The following is a 16,399-nucleotide window of genomic DNA, read 5'->3' as shown; positions in this document are numbered from 1 at the left end:
GGACGGCCTTTTTTTATCGCAATACTACCGACGATACGACCTCACGGCCCACTTCGTCATTCAGCAGACGGATGATTTTGTCTTTCCCGTAGGACAGTTCTTCCCGAAGTACGGAGGACGTAAGCTCGACATGCAGAACCGAACCCTTTAACGTAAGGCCACGCGTGTAGGTATTGACCCCATTTCCCATGAGGGATTTCCACGCGTTGCGAACCAACACATCGTCAATGCCTCCCTGAAGATGGTGGGACTGGATGATTTCCTTCAGGACATCGCCCAGGGAACCTTCGTTGCTGATGCGTTTGGCCATTATTTGATGTTGAATGGTTCGAACTTCTTGTAGTGGTATTCAATCCCCTGCTTGTTGCGAAGTACTAATGTATTCTCAGACACATCAAGTACCTGCTCGCTCCACTTGGAATAGCGCGTACGAAAGGAAAGATACACCGCACCTGCACTGTCGACGGCCCTTACGTCTTCCGGAAGCGAGGCATCGATGAACCTGCCGTCAAATTGCGGCATGACTTTACGCCGGATGCCCTTGCCTCCCTTCAACTCGAAATAATCGACCATGGGGTTCACCTTGTATTCTTTCTTCTGTTGTCCGGGCGCCTCCACAAAGGCAATCTCCCAATACCCTTTAAGTTGGGCCACATCAGACCGTTTCACCTCGGGTGAACAGGCATACAAAAGGCCGACCATCATTACCAACACCAGATTTCGCATACTACAAAAGTACGATTTCAGGGATGGCTTTCAAACTATTTGATACTTTTGGCGTCTACCCTGAAAACATACCTATGCGACCCATTTCTTTCCTTATTGGCCTGCTTGCTTTACTCTCATGCAGCTCCTCTTCTGACACCACGACTTCTCCCGAGCCACAGCCCGAAGCTGCCTATTTCCCGCCGCTGACCGGCACAGAATGGGAAACCAAAACAGCGGCCTCATTGGGATGGGACGAAACCGCGTTGCAACCCCTACTCGACTACCTCGAGTTGAAACATTCAAAAAGCTTTATGATACTCGTGAACGGACGCATAGTGGTCGAACACTATTTCAATGGTCATACCGCCACAAGTCCGTGGTATTGGGCAAGCGCCGGAAAAACGCTCACCGCGACTACATTCGGCATTACGGAACAGGAAGGCTTTGTCAGCCGAGGGGATCGAGTATCGGAGTATTTGGGTACCGGCTGGACCAGTATGCCACTTGCGAAAGAAAATCTGATTACCAACCGGCACTTGCTGACCATGACGTCTGGTATTGAGGACCTGGCCAATGGCGACTGTGTTACGCCAGACTGCCTCACGTATAAGGCAGATGCAGGCACGCGGTGGGCCTATCACAACGTATTTGTAAAACTTCAGGACGTGGTGGCCGAGGCGACCGGAATGTCGTATAACGAATACTTCAACTCGCGGCTGCGCGACAAGATCGGTATGACCGGCACCTGGGTGGTTTCAGGCGATAATATCGTGTATTGGAGCACTACCCGCAGCATGGCCCGTTTCGGCCTCTTGGCCCTTCACCAGGGTAAATGGGACACCCAGACGATTGTCAACAGTTCGTTTTTCCACGATGCTACCACAACCTCACAAAACATTAATGAGGCGTATGGCTTTCTTTGGTGGCTGAATGGTAAATCAACCTATCACCTACCCCAAACCCAATATGAATTCGCTGGTAGCGTTATTCCATCAGGGCCTTCCGACATGTATATGGCTTTAGGTAAGAATGACCAGAAGATTTACGTGGTCCCCTCAAAAAAAATGGTGATTGTACGCATGGGTGATGCGGCAGACGATGTCAATCTGGCATTATCGGATTTTGACGAAGTGCTGTGGGAAAAGATATCGGCGCTGATACGTTAGTAGAAAGTATAGCGTAATGCGAACCTCATATCGTTGGAGATCGCCTCAGAATTGCCAGTAGCGATATTAACAAAATAATTTTTTTGTGTTGCCAATACAACCCGGGCGCCCCACTTGCTATTGAAGGTATAACCGGCGCCAAAATTGAAGCTAAAATTCGGATCCGCCGTCGACTTGAAACGCTGCACCGCGGTCACTTCGTCAAACACATACATTCGAACGTCCTGCGAAAAGTATCCTTCTGGCCGGCAAAAAACTACGGAAGCATCCAAAAAAAGCTTGTTTCGTGGCGTATTCCATGCATAAAGGCGTAAACCGATTGGGATATTAATTGCCCAAAGATTGACCCGGGGCTGGGTTTCGTAGTAAACGGAGGCTCCTGATGTTCGCGTTATAACTGAGGGAGGGCTATCGTCTATCTTAAAAAAATCGAGGCCAATGACGCCTGTCAGTCTACCGGACAGTGCTACGACTTCAAATTCAACCCCCGGACTGATTGAGCGATATGATTCGTTGATTATCCTTCCGAATGTGCTCGAAACTTCCAGGTTTATCGTTCGCAATCCCATCTCTGCGGACAAACGTACTTGAAAACGGTTATCAACATTGTTTCGAAAAACGGTAAAGGGCTTGCCAACGCTGCATTTTGCGTTCGCCTGTTCAAAAAACTCCCGCAGGTCGCGTTCGGCATATGCCAATTTCGTGAAGTCGGCAATCGACCAGCCTATGCAACCGAGGTTCTGATAGAGCTGTTGCTGGTAATCTTTTCGCTCCTTAAAAACATCCTTCGACGGACGCCAGCGCATAAAAAGCAATTGGGTGATGGGAATGCTTTTGTCGGCTACTGAAAAAAAGAACTTCTCTCCCTTTTCAAACTGATAGGAATAGAGTGAGGCATTGCCTTCCACCCATAAACGGAGCAAGAGGTTTTTGATTTTCCAAATAGGTTCTCCCGAGACGGATAACGACGTGTCATAAAGGGAACTATCCTCTACTTCCACTTCTGCCCGGATAAACTTCATCGCCTGTCCAATGCCTAATTCCTTTACATCCGACATACTAATGGTTTCGACAGGAGCATCCGCGTTCTTCCTGAACCGTAGTTGTGTCCCCACATCATTCAGGTTGTCATAATCGACAACCGCGAGAAGGCATTCCGTCCGGATTCCTTGTTGGTTAATATAATAACCGTCAAGGAATTTGGTTTGTGCGAAGGACGAAAAAGAAAGGAGAAGGAGGTATAAAAACGGCCTCATAGTGAAGATTTTTTGTGAAACTAAGAAAAATCTTCCACAACCCTACACGCACACAAAAAAATAACGCAGCCCCTTATTCTCCCTTTCGGAAATACCGAACCAATGCGAGGATAAAAAACCAAAAACCAGCGGCGACAAAAAGATAGCGCACCACGGTAATACCCCACTCCTCAAAAAGTCGCGAAACAAGTATCAACGCGATGAAAATCACGTACAGATGCAGCGGCTTCAAACGACGGAACATCATTTAAAGAACGAGTCGACGAATTCGTATTTGTTGAAGACCTGTAAATCTTCGATGCCTTCTCCGACACCGATATATTTGACCGGAATGCGGAACTGGTCGGAAATTCCGATTACCACGCCGCCCTTTGCGGTGCCGTCGAGTTTTGTAACGGCGAGGCATGTGACTTCCGTAGCAGCCGTAAACTGTTTGGCCTGTTCAAATGCATTTTGGCCTGTGGAACCATCAAGGACGAGCAGGACATCATGCGGGGCATCGCCTACGACTTTCTGCATCACGCGTTTCACTTTCGACAGCTCGTTCATCAGGTTCACTTTGTTGTGAAGGCGACCGGCGGTGTCGATGATCACGACGTCGGCGTTCTGGTTGACAGCCGATTGTAGTGTATCGAAGGCTACGGAGGCCGGATCACTGCCCATTTGCTGTTTCACGATGGGCACGCCCACGCGATCGGCCCAAATCTGGAGCTGGTCGATGGCGGCGGCACGGAAGGTATCGGCGGCGCCCAGGACGACGCTGTATCCGGCTTTTTTGAACTGGTTGGCGAGTTTTCCAATGGTCGTGGTCTTACCCACACCATTGACACCTACCACCATAATGACATACGGTTTTTTACCAGTGGGAATGACGAATTCGGTTGCTTCACCTGAATCGGTTTCCGACAACAAGGATGCGATTTCCTCGCGTAGGATTTGGTTGAGTTCGTCGGTGCCCAGGTATTTGTCTTCCGCCACCCGACGTTCGATGCGCTCGATGATTTTAAGTGTCGTGTTGACACCCACGTCGGAATTGACAAGGATCTCTTCAAGGTTATCGAGTACCTCATCGTCTACACTCGACTTTCCGGCTACGGCCTTGGCGAGTTTCGAGAAAAAGGAGGTTTTCGACTTTTCGAGTCCTTTGTCGAGGGTTTGTTTTTCCTCGTCTTTCAGGACGGGTTTATCGGAGGAGAAGAAGCGTTTGAAGAAGCTCATTTCAATTAGCGAATGTGACAATTAGCGGATTAGCGAATGGAAAACCGCATAATTCGCTAATTCGCTAATTCGCTAATTTTCTCACTCATCGCAGCCCGGATCGCAGTGGAAAGCCCGGAGCCGAACGGCCGTGGTTTTTGGGTTTTGGCGCGGCGACCAACGGAAGCCGATGCCAAGGCCACAAAAAACCGGCGGTGGGGCGAGGACTTGCAACGGAGAGCCGGAATTGCTGCACAAATATACGGAAATTGGATGTGGATAGGGATACCTATTGAAAGGAGTGGTGTTTGCACGAATCCTCATATGATTCGCTCACCCGTATCCAACAAAAAAGCCGCCCGATAGAGCAGCTTCTGTATGAGGTCGATACGATCTTATTTCTTTTTCAGGAAATCGTCCACCAGTTCGGGCGCCATGACGCTTTCAACGAACGTGTACGCACCTGTCTTAGGCGATTTTACCATTTTGATCGCTTTGGTCAGCCTTTTCGACTGCGTTTGCAGGGTTGCTACGGTTTTCTTTGCCATGACGTATTACTTGATTTCTTTGTGAACGGTTACCCTTTTCAGGATCGGGTTGAATTTTTTGATCTCCAGACGGTCCGGAGTATTCTTTTTATTCTTTGTCGTAATATAGCGGGATGTCCCTGGTACACCTGAAGTCTTGTGCTCGGTGCACTCCAAAATTACCTGGATTCTGTTGCCTTTCTTTGCCATCTTGCTCGTGTATTAAGGGAATTACTTAACGAAACCGTCCGCTTTCGCTTGCTTCAGTACCGCTTCAATTCCGTTTTTGTTGATAGTCTTGATCGTAGAAGCGGCTACACGCAGGGTAATCCAGCGACCTTCTTCCGCCAGGTAAAAACGCTTCTTTACCAGGTTTACGGAAAACTTCCTTTTGGTCTTGTTCATGGCGTGGGATACGTTGTTCCCGACCATCGCCTTCTTTCCCGTAAGTGCACAAACTCTTGACATGACTCGTATCGTTTATTCGTTATTCAAAATCAGGGTGCAAAGAAAAGAAAAAGAAACGTTACAGCAAAATTATGCCCCGACATTTTTAAAAATTTCTTTTTGCAGCATTTCCAGTGCTTTTACCGCCGCGCGTTCGATGACCTTCGCACGGGGTTGGCCCATGGAAAAACGCTCGGATACCACGCCTTCCGGAGTGGCGAGCGCGATATACACCGTACCCACTTCTTCGCTGGTGTCATCGGTCGTGGGGCCGGCATTTCCGGTGACGCCGATACCGTAATCAGACCCGAACCGGCCTTGGGCGCCCTGTGCCATTTCTTCGGCTACGGCGGCGCTCACGACCGTATGGGCCGCTATCGTATCGGGGTTCACGCCCAGCAGATCGATCTTGGCTTCTTTCGTGTAACTGACTACACCACCGCGGAAGTAGGCCGACGCGCCGGGTACCGACGTCAGCATCTGCGCGATGCGACCACCGGTGCAGCTTTCGCCCAGCGCAAGGGTGAGGCCTTTTTGCGCCAGGAGTTTTCCGGCTGTCACTTCAATGGTCTCCCCATCCTCAAACCCGGTGATGATGTGCCCGATGAGCGGCTGCAAGAGGGCTACCTGCTCGTCGATAATGCGTTCGAGTGCGGCCTTGTCGCGCCCGCGGGCCGACAACCGCAGCCGCACACGACCGGGCGCCGGAAGGTAGGCCAACTTGATTGTTTCGGGCAGGTTTTCTTCCCACGTGGCAATGGTTTCGGCCAGCAGGCTTTCACCCATGCCATAGGTCAGGAGGGTTTTGTGGAGGATGAACGGCCGCTCGAACTCGGCCTGTATGCGTGGGATGACCGATTTCTCCATCAGTCCTTTCATTTCAAACGGCACGCCCGGCATGAAGACGAATACCGTCTTGTCTTTCCGCATCCAGATGCCCGGCGCGGTGCCGTATTCGTTGTGCAGCACTACCGCTTTTGAGGGCACCAACGCCTGGTCGCGGTTGAGTTGGGTGATCGGACGTTTGAAATACTGCTCGATGAGGCGGGTAACGTGGGCCAATACGGCTTCATCCGTTACCAGCGTATCGTCAAAATACTCGCAGATGATTTTTTTGGTGATATCGTCTTTGGTCGGCCCGAGTCCGCCGGTCACCAATACGATGTCCACTACATCCTGGTAGTAGGCAAACGTCTCCCGGATATGGTCGCCCGAATCGGAAATCGACGCCATTTCATACACCGCCACGCCAATGGCGTCGAGGGCTTTGGCCATATAGGCCGAGTTGCTGTCGACAATCTGGCCGATCAAAATTTCGTCTCCAATGGTAATAATGGCTGCTTTCATATCAGTCGGCGCATTCTTTAGGGATGATAAAATAGACTTTCAACGGGGCGTACTCCACCAAGTGGTACCAAACCGTGCGCTTGCCTTCGAAAGTAAGTTGGTAGCGGTCAAGGGGGAGTCCGGCCGGGAATTTCGGATCCTGTTTCCACAGGTAATAATCGATGGCCGGGATAAGCATCGGTTTATCGAATTCGGGCTGGTTGCCGTAGATATAACAAGCCTTTCCAAGTTTCTTTCGCTGCTCGCGTTTGGGATCTTTACTGGCTGCCGTGAACAGCTTCCGGGGTGTACCGTTTACCAGCGTATCGACCGACGTGAGCGCGTAGTCTTCTTCGTGGTAATACCGGTCGCGGAACATATCGGTGACCAGTTTGCAATTCGTCGCGCAGGCCGCCCCGGCGAAAAACTGCTCCTTGTCCATGATGAACGTCGACGTCTTGCCGTTGATTTCGTAGAAGTAACAACGGACAGTACCCCTGCCCGTGTCAATGATTTCCAGGCGATACGAATTATCGTGTGAGTTGAACCAAAACCAACGCTTTTCCACCTTTGCCGAATCGGTCATCCGGAAATCGTACTCGGCAATATAATCGAATGCAAAGTCCTTCTGCGCCCATGCCGACGTGGTCAACAACAGCAAAAAAAGCGCTCTTTTCATGATCAGATACCGAAGTCCTTCCGGATTTCACGCGAGGCCTTGTCGACCTTTTCCGCGATACTATCGAAGGTGTCTTTGATTTCCTTCTTTTTGCCCTGTCGTTTGGTCCACTCTTCCACGGCGCGGATTTCGTCGAAGGCGACGGTCATGCCGAGAAGGTCAAAGGTCGGTTTAATTTTGTGTGCGAACGCGTAGGCGCGTTGGTAGTCTTTCTCTTTGATACCTTCCCTTACCTCCGCCAGGTCTTCCGGCACTTCGGTAATGAAAAGGGTCAGGATTTGGCGCACGAAGGCGTCGTCGTTGTCGGAGATGGCGTGCACTTTCGCCAGGTTATAATGTATGGCCATTACTTAATTTGGGTCCTGAATAATTGCTGACCTTCCAGGAAGCCTTCCAGCACATCGCCCGGTTGCACTGCCGCCACGCCTTCCGGTGTTCCCGTAAACAGGACATCTCCGGTTCGGAGCGTAAAGAACTGCGAGACATAGGCGATGAGTTCGTCTATCTTCCACAGCATGTGCGAGGTGTTCCCTATCTGCGCCCTGCTTCCGTTTACGGTCAACTCAAAAGTAAGATTTTCTAATGATTCAAATTGCGACTTTGGCAAAAAATCACCAATCACGGCCGAACCGTCGAACGCCTTAGCCTTCTCCCATGGCAACCCCTTGTCTTTCAGGCGTTGTTGCAGGTCACGTGCGGTAAAATCGATACCCAGCCCGATTTCATCGTAGTATTTATGCGCAAATTTCTGGGCGATGTGTTTGCCGACTTTGTTGATTTTCACCAACACTTCCACTTCGTGGTGCACATCCGTACTGAACTCCGGAATCACGAACGGAAACTGCTTTTGCACCACAGCTGTGTCGGGTTTGAGGAAAATAACCGGCTCTGACGGACGCTCGTTCTGGAGTTCGGCGATGTGGTTGGCGTAATTACGGCCGATGCAGATGATTTTCATGGTAATTAGCGAATGTGAAAATTAGCGAATTAGCGAATGGTAGTGCGTATTAGCTCATTGGCTAATTCGCTAATTCGCTAATTCTCAACTCAACTTATTATTCAACCGCCGCAACTTAATTCCCGTCAACACCTTTTTCGTATACAGCGGGAAATCGGCGTTCTGGATCCAACTGAAATAGCCCGGCTCGAGGTCGAAGATCTTGTCGACCTTCACCCCTTTGTGCTTGCCGAAGGTGAAGATTTCGTCGCCATCGGCATCAAAGGCAATCATACCGGCGAAATCGGCGATTTTCTTGCGGGTGGAATATTCGGAAAGCGCCCGTACTTCATTTTCCAGGTCGGGATAGCGCTCGAGTTGCGCCTTCAGGATTTCATAGGTCGCCATCGTATCCGCCTCCGCCGAGTGCGCATTTTCAAGGGTCTTGCCGCAATAGAACTTGTAGGCCGCCGACAACGTACGCTCTTCTTTTTTGTGGAAAATCGTCTGGATATCGACCGATACCCGCGATTTCATATCGAAGTCGAGTCCGGCGCGCAGCAATTCCTCCGCCAGCAACGGAATATCAAAACGGTCGGAGTTGAAACCGGCCAGGTCCGAATCCTTGATCATATTATAGACCAGCGGTCCAATCTCCTTGAACGTCGGCTCATTGGCCACCTTTTCATTGGTAATGCCGTGCACGGCCGTGCATTGCGGCGGAATCGGAATGGTCGGGTTCACCAGCCACGTCCGGCTTTCCTTATTTCCGTTTGGGTAGACCTTAAAAATCGAAATTTCGACGATACGGTCTTTGCAGATGTCGACGCCCGTAGTCTCGAGATCGAAAAAACACAGGGGCCTGTGGAGGTGAAGTTCCATTGTAACAGTTTTGGAAGGGCAAAGATAAAGAGGAAATTGCGTTTCATAGTGAGCGGGAGGGATTTTTGGGCGTGCCGGCGCCTTCTCAGTCGCAGTCGCAGTCACAGTCGCAGTCACCATCATGATTCAGGTAGGGTTCGCAGTTGGCAGTCGGCGCCGTCGGGCTTTCGGCACTCGCCGGGCACTCCGCAGGCTGCGTGCCGGGCTCAGACAACTGCCTCAATCCCTCACGCGACCCCTTCTGCGTGACGGTTGTTGCTTAAAAGACGTATATTTGGTTTATGCAGCTTATTTTCATCCTCCTCGGTGTCGTGGCCTTCCTCCTGCCCTTTTTGGGGTACGTCGAAGACGGCAAAGCACTCCGGCAGCCGCAACGGGCGTGGCGGCAAATGCTGGCCTTTGTGGTGTGTGGGGTGGTATCGATAGGTTTGCTGAAAGTATTCGGACTTTACTTCGCACTGATGGCTCCGGTGTTGATTGCGGGAATTCTGGCGCTTAGTACTTATAAAAAAGTCCGATAGCGCACTACCGGACTTCCTTCTTTAATCTTCACGACTTCCGTCGTCGGCCATCCTGACGATCTTCGGATGGAACGTAGCGACCACCTCTATCAGGTCGCGTTGCGCCTCCATTACCGCATGGATATCTTTATAGGCCATCGGCGCTTCGTCTTTGCCTGCACCGATGAGCGTCACCCCGTGTTCCTTCAACACATCGCGCATCTGCTGTTTGCTGATATTCTTGATGGCGAAGGTCCGGCTCATCTGGCGACCCGCGCCGTGTGAAGCCGACTGAAGCGAGGCGTCTACCCCTTTTCCCCTCACGAGGAATCCCGGCGCGGTCATGGAACCTGGAATGATACCCATCACGCCTTTTCCGGCGGGTGTAGCACCTTTACGGTGTACGATCACCTCTTCGCCATTCCAGATTTCTTTCCAGGCGAAGTTGTGGTGGTTCTCTACTTTCGCCAGCACGGTCGCCCCAATAGCGTGCGCCATTTTACGGTGGATTACCTCATGGCAGGCAGAGGCATAGTCCCCGGCCAGGTTCATGGCGATCCAGTACTCCTGCCCTTCCTGCGACTGCAGGTCGAGCCAGGCCAGGTTAGCCGCCTCGGCCGGTAGTATCATTTTTGCTTTTGCCACCTTAGTATAGTGCCCGGCTATGGTAGCCCCGAACCCACGTGACCCGGAATGTGTCAAAAGTGCCACATACCGACCCTTCGGCACGCCGAGCACTGCATCGGCTTCAGCGAACTCGATGACGCCGAATTCGACGAAGTGGTTGCCCCCGCCCGAGGTGCCGAGTTGTGACCACGCCCTATCCTTCAGGTGACGGAGCATCGGTGTAAGATTGAACGCTTGGTGATCCATCACATCGTGGTTGGCTTTTTCCGAACCGTGGAAGCCGTGTCCGGCGCCGAATCGCGTGTGAGCGATTAGTTCGCGTTGGTACTTCGCCTTGTGCAGCGCAAAATCGCTCTCCGGTATATCATAGATGGAAAGCGCCATACGGCAACCGATATCCACCCCCACACCATAGGGGATGATCGCGTTTCGTGTCGCCAGCACGCCACCGATGGGCAAACCATAGCCTTGGTGGGCATCGGGCATCAGCGCCCCGGCCGCCGTGATCGGAAGACGCATTGCCACTTCCATTTGGCGGTGGGCGCCTTCTTCAATATGTTCAGTTCCATACACAGCATAGTCGGGTACTGTTTCGCGCAGCGCAACGACGTCTTTCATTTCTTCTTGGTACGCCATGATTTGCGTCGCGAGAGAACCGATAATCGGTTCGTCAACGAAGGCAGCCGGATTTTCGTTCAGCTTTTTGAGCAGACCCATTATTTCCTCATATGGCATGCCTGTCATATGTTGGTAAACCAGGTAAAGTGCGGGACCCGCCAGTTTTTTCGGGAAGCCCGCTTCGACCAAAAGGTCTTTTGTAATAGGTGTTTTCATGTTTTGTAAAGTTAGTAATTCCTCTCGCGATGCCCTGCCGGATACGACTTCCGGCAGGGCGGCTACTGTTTTATCTAAATAAAAGAGGCAACAAACGAAAAGGCACATTTGGAGTGGATCGAAGTAATCCTTTCCTACGGCACTCTTGAAAAACGGAAGCGACAATCGAAAAGAGGCGGGGCATGTCAAGCCGGAGTCGAACCGGATAGCCTTGCCGCATAAGGCGACTGCGCTATTCCTCCCTCAATTGACGACGAAGTATCTCTTTTCTGCGGCATTCCGTATGTGGTGCGGGGCGACAGACACAAAGGGACTGTTTTTTCTTTGCTCTACCGGCTGAGCTACGCCTCACGGCGGCAGGACTCGAACCTGCGACCCAAGAGTAAGGAATGAAGTAACCCTTCGTTACGGCACACGCATTTATTGGTAAGGGCGACAAGCGCACCGGGCATTCATCGACTCGCGTCGATGGCAGGATTCGAACCTGCGTTGGCCACGAAGTAACCCGGCGCTACGGCACCTTTTTTTCGTGAATCCCCCGCAATTCCTTTGACCACGGGGGACATGAATTAGGTCAATGGCACAGCCATCACCTTCTCGACGGCCGATCCACCGTTTTCGATGGCATCGAGTACGTCGAAGATCTTGTCTGACCAGCCTGCGATCAGGTGTACATCGTTCTGGCGGACATCCAGCGGCATCTGGCCGTAGCCTGCCAGGTCGAATACATAGACTTTTGCCTCCGGGGCGATTTTCTTATATCGTGCCCAGGACGAGGCGAACGAATTGCCATGGCCGGAGCTGTCATACAATTGTACGTCGGTGAACAGCATCACCTTATCGACGATACGTCGGCGGGCAATCAGCGATTCGATGACCAGATGACCGTTGGTCGCGTAGCCCACCTCGCCTTCGCGTCGATAGAATGCTTCGACATTCGACAGGACGTTGCGTCGTGAGACGTTGATTTCTTTCCAGCGGTCGCCGAACATTCCGGCCGTTACGACCTTGCAGCGTGATTGCAGGAGCATGGCGAGCATCAACCCGATGTCGTAAAGCATCACTTTGCTTCTCTTGGAAACCGGTTGCTGCATCGAACCCGAAACATCGCAGGCGATAACAAGCGAGGTGTCGAAACCGAAACCTTTTATATTCTGCGCGCTGTGCATGACAGCCTCTTCTATAGCCGTCAACAATGATGCGACATAGGGCGATTTCAACACTTTAACCTCGCGGTACGCGGCCAGGAAGCGAAACGGTAACTGCTTGGATTTCGCTACCTGATCCTGGTCCGACAGCACGTCACAGACTTTCGCGATGTGTTTTCGGGAAACGTTGGCTTCGGCGATGTTACGCAGGTTGCGGAGCAACGCCATATAGCCTAAAGCGCTGGCATCGATGAGTTCTTCCCACTTCTGTGTGAACGCCTTATTTTTTTCGCCGTTGCTGGCAAAATCCACCTGCCCGAGTTTCGACAATTCTGTTTCCCATGTATAGGGTACGCTGAGTGACTTGCTGGCTATTTTATCAAAAACGACCTGCTGGTTTTCGTTCTTCGCTTTTGGATGCACGAGGAAGAGCGCGTCGCGGAGTTTTATTTCGGTGTCGCGGTTATACTTGGCGAACTGATATTCGTCGAAGCGGTTGAATGCGACCGACAGACCTTTCTGTACCTGTTTTGAAAGTGCGCCCAACTTTTTGGCACCCGTACGGCCATTCAGTAGCTGGTATACGGCGAGCAACTCGGTGATTTCATCGGCACGCCGAACGACTCCGGCCACAGCGGCACCCACAATGGCATTACCCGATTGCTGTTTCGCCAGCGTTACGGCGAGTACGGCAGGTACGGATCGCAGGTGCATTTCGGTACGTACATACACGGCAAGCTTCGCAACGAATTCGGGGCTACATTGGGCGATCAGGGCGACGATGCGCTCGAGCCGTTTATCGGTCGATTCATAGAACATATCGCTGAGTCCGGCAGTAGCGACAGCGGCATACAGTTCGGTTTCAGGCGTCATCACATAGGCTTTTGCTTTTTCATGGTTGACGACCTGCGTTGTCTTACGGATACGTAAATTGAATTTCATGGCTTCGTTTTTTTTTTCGGCGCCAGTGTTCGTTACTGACAAGGCAAAGATGTCCGGCTTATTACGCATTGCATTTGCGCAGTTTTAATTATTTTAAATTTATTTTACAATTCACTGTATTTCATATATTTAAAACATTAATTTATATCAAAAAACTTTCATTAAAAACGTAGTACGCAAATAGACTGCGTATTTACAACGTGATTGGCTACATTTGGGAAGGCCAAAAACGGGTATTTTCCTCTGAAGCTGCCTGCGCGAGGGATGGAAGTGGAAACCCCGCAGCGGCAAAGGCCGGGTTTTTCGCCCATTGGCACGGCGACCGGAGGAAGCCGGAGCCAAGGGCTGAAAAACGGCTTTTGCCGCGAGGAGTTGCAACGAACAGCCCGACCCTTCGACTGGACAGGACCGACCGGCTAACAACAATATCCTGTCGAAGGGGCGCGCCCCAAACATTTGCCAGGCGCAGGAAAAAGCAACAGGCGGCAGAAGGACAAGAATGACAAAACAAACACTATGGCTACCAACAAACTCGCTCTGTTACGATATAAAACCATCGACGCCTGCCTGCGCAACCGTTTCCGAAAATGGACGCTGGAGGATTTGATCGCGAAAGTGTCCGACGCGCTGTACGAATACGAAGGCATTTCGAGTGGTGTGAGCCGCCGGACGATACAGGGCGACATACAGATGATGCGGAGCGATAAGCTGGGGTACAATGCCCCGATTGTCGTGATCGACCGGAAGTTCTACCTTTACGAAGACGAGCAGTACAGCATCACCAATTCGCCCGTAAGCCACGCCGATACCGAAAAGATGAAAGAGGTCGTCAGCCTGCTCAAGCACCTGAACGGTTTTCAGTATTTCGAGGAGATGAGCGATATGATAGCGCGACTCGAGAATAACGTGAACAAGTCGACCGGGCAGTCCCGGAACTACATACAGTTTGAAAGCAACGCGCAACTGAAGGGCCTCGAACACATCAACCGGCTCTACCAGGCTATTTTGTCGAAGACGCCGTTAATGATCGAATACAAATCGTTTCGCGCGCTCGACTCACAACGCAAGGTCTATTATCCGTATTTACTGAAAGAGTTCCGCAATCGCTGGTTCCTGATCTGCACGCCGCGCGGTGGCGCGATGCTGACGCTGGCGCTGGATCGGATCATCGAGTTCCACGAGTTGACAAAAGAGCCTTTTGTGGAATACGACGGCGTGGATTTTGAACGGTATTACGACGACCTGATTGGTGTGACGAAGAGCCCGAAAGACCGCGCGCAGAAAGTGCTGCTGAAATTTCACCCCCGCCACGCACCCTACGTACTGACGAAACCCCTTCACCACTCACAGACGGTGCTGGCCGAACAGGAAGGCGGTATTTTGGTGCGTATCGATGTTGTTTTGAATTTCGAACTGGAGAAGGAAATCCTGTCGTTTGGGGAATACGTCAAGGTGTTGGCGCCGCGGTTATTGGCGTCGCGCATTGCGAAAAGGCTGCGGGACGCGGCAGGTCACTATGACAAAACCACAAAAAAACCCGGAACAGCGTCCGGGTCATAACTTTTAACTATCGCGGTTCACATCGAACGCCTCTAAGTAGTCGGCCACGCGCTTGACGAAGCTGCCACTGCGGGTCGATGGCGTTGTGGTAGTGGTCATCAGGATTTGACCAGTTTGAGGGTGCGATATGCATTTCCGGAAACCAACTTTAATAAGTAGACGCCCTTGGCCAGCGACTGCGGAAGCGGCCAAACAGGTTGATCGGGCTGCAGATAGCTCTCGTGGAGTACCTTCCCCGACAGGTCGCACAACGCCACCTGGGTTTCGGACGTTAGGCCCGACAACACAACTTTGTCAGAAAATGGATTGGGCCAGGCAGTAATAAGGTTTATCCTATCTTCGCTTGTACCGAGGTTACCCACATCCAACCTTGCAAGCAGCGCCGAAGTAAACGTAAGGCCTCCTACTACACATTTACCGTCCGGCTGCAAGTACATAGAAACAGCCACTTCCACGCCGCCTGTCGCATCCAGGATATATTTTCCCTGGTTACCGAATGTGGTATCCAGCGTGCCGTCCGGAAGGTAGCGGGCCAAACCTATGTCGCCGGTTGTTAAAGAGGTTTGAAGGTAGGCCAGACACAGTATCTTTCCATCCAGTATCAGGTTAGAATGAAAAGTCGTATCTCCGGTACCGCCCGACAGCGTATCGAAAACTACACCTCCAGATCCAAATGAGCTGATTGGATTACCGGCTGAATCAAGTTTCATAATCGTGCCCTCCCGAAAACTCGTGGCTAGCGATTTCTGGTCGCCCACTATGACAATCGTACCATCGGGGAGAACAGAAAAATCATAGGCATTTGACTCTTTCGTCATTTCGCCCATCCATTTACCCTCCGATCCAAAATCGGTAACGAACTCGCCGGACGCTGTAAGTTTTGCTACCGCAGGGGCACGCCACCGCGAATCATTTATTAACTGTTCGACTTCCACAAGTACCAAGACCGTACCGTCGGGCTGGACAATGATCTTTTTGGCCCATTCTATGTCATCCGTCGAGTCGGTAAATGAAAACGAAATCCTGCCGCCATCCGCGTACCCCATATCCCAATAACCACTCGTGAGATACTTTGATAACACCACTCCCGACGAACTTCCGCCCAGCACCATGATACTGCCATCCTCCAACACCGTCACACATTCTGCCTCAGAAGTACCCGGACCGCCCGAAAGGCCCATATCTCCAAAACTCATATCGAGGGAGCCATCCGCCTCATAACGCGTCAACGCGTTTTTATGAATAAGACCTACGCTCGTTTTTATTCCTCCGACCACCAGTATCTTATTATCCGATTGTACGGCAATACGCTGTTTACTATCCGTTCCCAGACAGAAAAAAGGTGTTTCCACCATGCCATTTACCCCAAATGTAGTATCGAGGAGTCCGTTTTCAGTGAAACGTGCAAGGCGGATACTACCGTCAATACTATAGGTACCGAAGACCGTCGCAACCAACTTGCCATCGGATTGACGACCGATGGTTCCCACGGCGTCGAGTCCGTTTGTAAGATCTGCAAGTGTAACTCCAGACGAGCCGAAGTCAGCGTCCAAAGTGGGTATCTGTGCATGGCAACACGTTATAGCCATCAGTGTGACAATCAGGAGGTTTCTCATGCCAAAAGTTTATCCAAAAATAAAAAAAGACAGCGTAACCGGCTGTC

Annotated in this window: 18 protein-coding genes; 3 read left to right on the top strand and 15 right to left on the bottom strand. The window is 51.3% G+C overall.

The annotated features are described in order from the left end of the window. Positions 1 to 13: 13 nt before the first annotated feature. Both MKO97_RS07305 and MKO97_RS07300 read right to left on the bottom strand, forming a co-directional pair. Positions 14 to 310, bottom strand: coding sequence for a DUF721 domain-containing protein (locus MKO97_RS07305; protein ID WP_241102556.1), 297 nt, complete (start codon positions 308 to 310; stop codon positions 14 to 16). Beyond that, on the bottom strand, positions 310 to 726 hold the full coding sequence (locus MKO97_RS07300) for a hypothetical protein (RefSeq protein ID WP_241102555.1): 417 nt from the start codon (positions 724 to 726) through the stop codon (positions 310 to 312). Before MKO97_RS07300 ends, MKO97_RS07305 begins: the two co-directional genes overlap by 1 nt. Before the next feature lie 74 nt (positions 727 to 800). On the opposite strand from MKO97_RS07300, the gene MKO97_RS07295 reads away from it, so the two are divergent. Next, positions 801 to 1,874, top strand: a complete 1,074-nt coding sequence (locus tag MKO97_RS07295; RefSeq protein ID WP_241102554.1) for a serine hydrolase — start codon at positions 801 to 803, stop codon at positions 1,872 to 1,874. On the opposite strand, the gene MKO97_RS07290 is transcribed toward MKO97_RS07295, so the two are convergent. The 10 genes from MKO97_RS07290 to MKO97_RS07245 all read right to left on the bottom strand — a co-directional run bounded on the left by MKO97_RS07290 (position 1,871) and on the right by MKO97_RS07245 (position 9,125). Beyond that, positions 1,871 to 2,932, bottom strand: a complete 1,062-nt coding sequence (locus MKO97_RS07290; RefSeq protein ID WP_241102553.1) for a hypothetical protein — start codon at positions 2,930 to 2,932, stop codon at positions 1,871 to 1,873. The two genes, MKO97_RS07295 and MKO97_RS07290, sit on opposite strands and share 4 nt — an antisense overlap. Positions 2,933 to 3,373: 441 nt before the next feature. Next, positions 3,374 to 4,348: a signal recognition particle-docking protein FtsY gene (ftsY, locus tag MKO97_RS07285; RefSeq protein ID WP_241102552.1), complete on the bottom strand. Its 975-nt coding sequence runs from the start codon at positions 4,346 to 4,348 to the stop codon at positions 3,374 to 3,376. Positions 4,349 to 4,722: 374 nt separating this feature from the next. Beyond that, a complete protein-coding gene (locus MKO97_RS07280; RefSeq protein ID WP_241102551.1) occupies positions 4,723 to 4,875 on the bottom strand; it encodes a DUF4295 domain-containing protein in 153 nt (50 codons plus the stop codon). 6 nt (positions 4,876 to 4,881) lie between these two features. Next, positions 4,882 to 5,064 (bottom strand): 50S ribosomal protein L33, encoded by a 183-nt coding sequence (gene rpmG, locus MKO97_RS07275; protein WP_008253902.1) that lies wholly within the window; start codon positions 5,062 to 5,064, stop codon positions 4,882 to 4,884. 21 nt (positions 5,065 to 5,085) lie between these two features. Next, entirely contained in the window at positions 5,086 to 5,322 is a 237-nt protein-coding gene (gene rpmB, locus MKO97_RS07270; protein WP_241102550.1) for a 50S ribosomal protein L28, read from the bottom strand. A 69-nt stretch (positions 5,323 to 5,391) separates the two neighbouring features. Further along, a complete protein-coding gene (locus MKO97_RS07265; protein ID WP_241105478.1) occupies positions 5,392 to 6,648 on the bottom strand; it encodes a CinA family nicotinamide mononucleotide deamidase-related protein in 1,257 nt (418 codons plus the stop codon). A 1-nt stretch (position 6,649) separates the two neighbouring features. Beyond that, positions 6,650 to 7,306, bottom strand: coding sequence for a hypothetical protein (locus tag MKO97_RS07260; protein ID WP_241105477.1), 657 nt, complete (start codon positions 7,304 to 7,306; stop codon positions 6,650 to 6,652). A gap of 2 nt (positions 7,307 to 7,308) precedes the next feature. Then, positions 7,309 to 7,653: an Hpt domain-containing protein gene (locus tag MKO97_RS07255; RefSeq protein ID WP_241105476.1), complete on the bottom strand. Its 345-nt coding sequence runs from the start codon at positions 7,651 to 7,653 to the stop codon at positions 7,309 to 7,311. Next, the gene (locus MKO97_RS07250; protein ID WP_241105475.1) at positions 7,653 to 8,264 is read right to left on the bottom strand and encodes a fumarylacetoacetate hydrolase family protein; all 612 of its coding nucleotides are present in this window, start codon (positions 8,262 to 8,264) and stop codon (positions 7,653 to 7,655) included. Before MKO97_RS07250 ends, MKO97_RS07255 begins: the two co-directional genes overlap by 1 nt. 84 nt (positions 8,265 to 8,348) lie before the next feature. Further along, complete coding sequence (locus MKO97_RS07245) at positions 8,349 to 9,125, bottom strand: 3'-5' exonuclease (RefSeq protein ID WP_241105474.1); 777 nt, start codon at positions 9,123 to 9,125, stop codon at positions 8,349 to 8,351. 281 nt (positions 9,126 to 9,406) lie between these two features. Between MKO97_RS07245 and MKO97_RS07240 the strand changes: the two genes are divergently transcribed. Beyond that, on the top strand, positions 9,407 to 9,646 hold the full coding sequence (locus MKO97_RS07240; RefSeq protein WP_241105473.1) for a hypothetical protein: 240 nt from the start codon (positions 9,407 to 9,409) through the stop codon (positions 9,644 to 9,646). Positions 9,647 to 9,667: 21 nt separating this feature from the next. Here the strand turns inward: MKO97_RS07240 and MKO97_RS07235 are convergent, their stop codons facing one another. Then, positions 9,668 to 11,086, bottom strand: coding sequence for an RtcB family protein (locus MKO97_RS07235; RefSeq protein WP_241105472.1), 1,419 nt, complete (start codon positions 11,084 to 11,086; stop codon positions 9,668 to 9,670). A 569-nt stretch (positions 11,087 to 11,655) separates the two neighbouring features. Next, entirely contained in the window at positions 11,656 to 13,176 is a 1,521-nt protein-coding gene (locus MKO97_RS07230; RefSeq protein ID WP_241105471.1) for a TROVE domain-containing protein, read from the bottom strand. Between the two features lie 516 nt (positions 13,177 to 13,692). Here MKO97_RS07230 and MKO97_RS07225 point away from each other — a divergent pair. Beyond that, complete coding sequence (locus MKO97_RS07225) at positions 13,693 to 14,736, top strand: YafY family protein (protein WP_241105470.1); 1,044 nt, start codon at positions 13,693 to 13,695, stop codon at positions 14,734 to 14,736. Between the two features lie 98 nt (positions 14,737 to 14,834). Here the strand turns inward: MKO97_RS07225 and MKO97_RS07220 are convergent, their stop codons facing one another. Further along, a complete protein-coding gene (locus MKO97_RS07220) occupies positions 14,835 to 16,352 on the bottom strand; it encodes a T9SS type A sorting domain-containing protein (RefSeq protein ID WP_241105469.1) in 1,518 nt (505 codons plus the stop codon). Positions 16,353 to 16,399 lie beyond the last annotated feature (47 nt).

The organism is Flavobacterium sp. HJ-32-4, from assembly GCF_022532105.1.
GTDB lineage: Bacteria > Bacteroidota > Bacteroidia > Flavobacteriales > Flavobacteriaceae > Flavobacterium.
The sequence above is the reverse complement of the archived record's forward strand: the minus strand, read 5'-3'. Positions and strand labels throughout refer to the sequence as shown.

What these genes read in the sequence shown, in the direction of transcription:
- MKO97_RS07295 (WP_241102554.1), top strand. Translation starts at nt 801, where the DNA reads ATGCGACCCATTTCTTTCCTTATTGGCCTGCTTGCTTTACTCTCATGC.
- MKO97_RS07265 (WP_241105478.1), bottom strand. Translation starts at nt 6,648, where the DNA reads ATGAAAGCAGCCATTATTACCATTGGAGACGAAATTTTGATCGGCCAG.
- MKO97_RS07235 (WP_241105472.1), bottom strand. Translation starts at nt 11,086, where the DNA reads ATGAAAACACCTATTACAAAAGACCTTTTGGTCGAAGCGGGCTTCCCG.
- MKO97_RS07300 (WP_241102555.1), bottom strand. Translation starts at nt 726, where the DNA reads ATGCGAAATCTGGTGTTGGTAATGATGGTCGGCCTTTTGTATGCCTGT.
- rpmB (WP_241102550.1), bottom strand. Translation starts at nt 5,322, where the DNA reads ATGTCAAGAGTTTGTGCACTTACGGGAAAGAAGGCGATGGTCGGGAAC.
- MKO97_RS07255 (WP_241105476.1), bottom strand. Translation starts at nt 7,653, where the DNA reads ATGGCCATACATTATAACCTGGCGAAAGTGCACGCCATCTCCGACAAC.
- MKO97_RS07225 (WP_241105470.1), top strand. Translation starts at nt 13,693, where the DNA reads ATGGCTACCAACAAACTCGCTCTGTTACGATATAAAACCATCGACGCC.
- MKO97_RS07260 (WP_241105477.1), bottom strand. Translation starts at nt 7,306, where the DNA reads ATGAAAAGAGCGCTTTTTTTGCTGTTGTTGACCACGTCGGCATGGGCG.
- MKO97_RS07240 (WP_241105473.1), top strand. Translation starts at nt 9,407, where the DNA reads ATGCAGCTTATTTTCATCCTCCTCGGTGTCGTGGCCTTCCTCCTGCCC.
- MKO97_RS07280 (WP_241102551.1), bottom strand. Translation starts at nt 4,875, where the DNA reads ATGGCAAAGAAAACCGTAGCAACCCTGCAAACGCAGTCGAAAAGGCTG.
- ftsY (WP_241102552.1), bottom strand. Translation starts at nt 4,348, where the DNA reads ATGAGCTTCTTCAAACGCTTCTTCTCCTCCGATAAACCCGTCCTGAAA.
- MKO97_RS07305 (WP_241102556.1), bottom strand. Translation starts at nt 310, where the DNA reads ATGGCCAAACGCATCAGCAACGAAGGTTCCCTGGGCGATGTCCTGAAG.
- MKO97_RS07290 (WP_241102553.1), bottom strand. Translation starts at nt 2,932, where the DNA reads ATGTCGGATGTAAAGGAATTAGGCATTGGACAGGCGATGAAGTTTATC.
- MKO97_RS07245 (WP_241105474.1), bottom strand. Translation starts at nt 9,125, where the DNA reads ATGGAACTTCACCTCCACAGGCCCCTGTGTTTTTTCGATCTCGAGACT.
- MKO97_RS07250 (WP_241105475.1), bottom strand. Translation starts at nt 8,264, where the DNA reads ATGAAAATCATCTGCATCGGCCGTAATTACGCCAACCACATCGCCGAA.
- MKO97_RS07220 (WP_241105469.1), bottom strand. Translation starts at nt 16,352, where the DNA reads ATGAGAAACCTCCTGATTGTCACACTGATGGCTATAACGTGTTGCCAT.
- rpmG (WP_008253902.1), bottom strand. Translation starts at nt 5,064, where the DNA reads ATGGCAAAGAAAGGCAACAGAATCCAGGTAATTTTGGAGTGCACCGAG.
- MKO97_RS07230 (WP_241105471.1), bottom strand. Translation starts at nt 13,176, where the DNA reads ATGAAATTCAATTTACGTATCCGTAAGACAACGCAGGTCGTCAACCAT.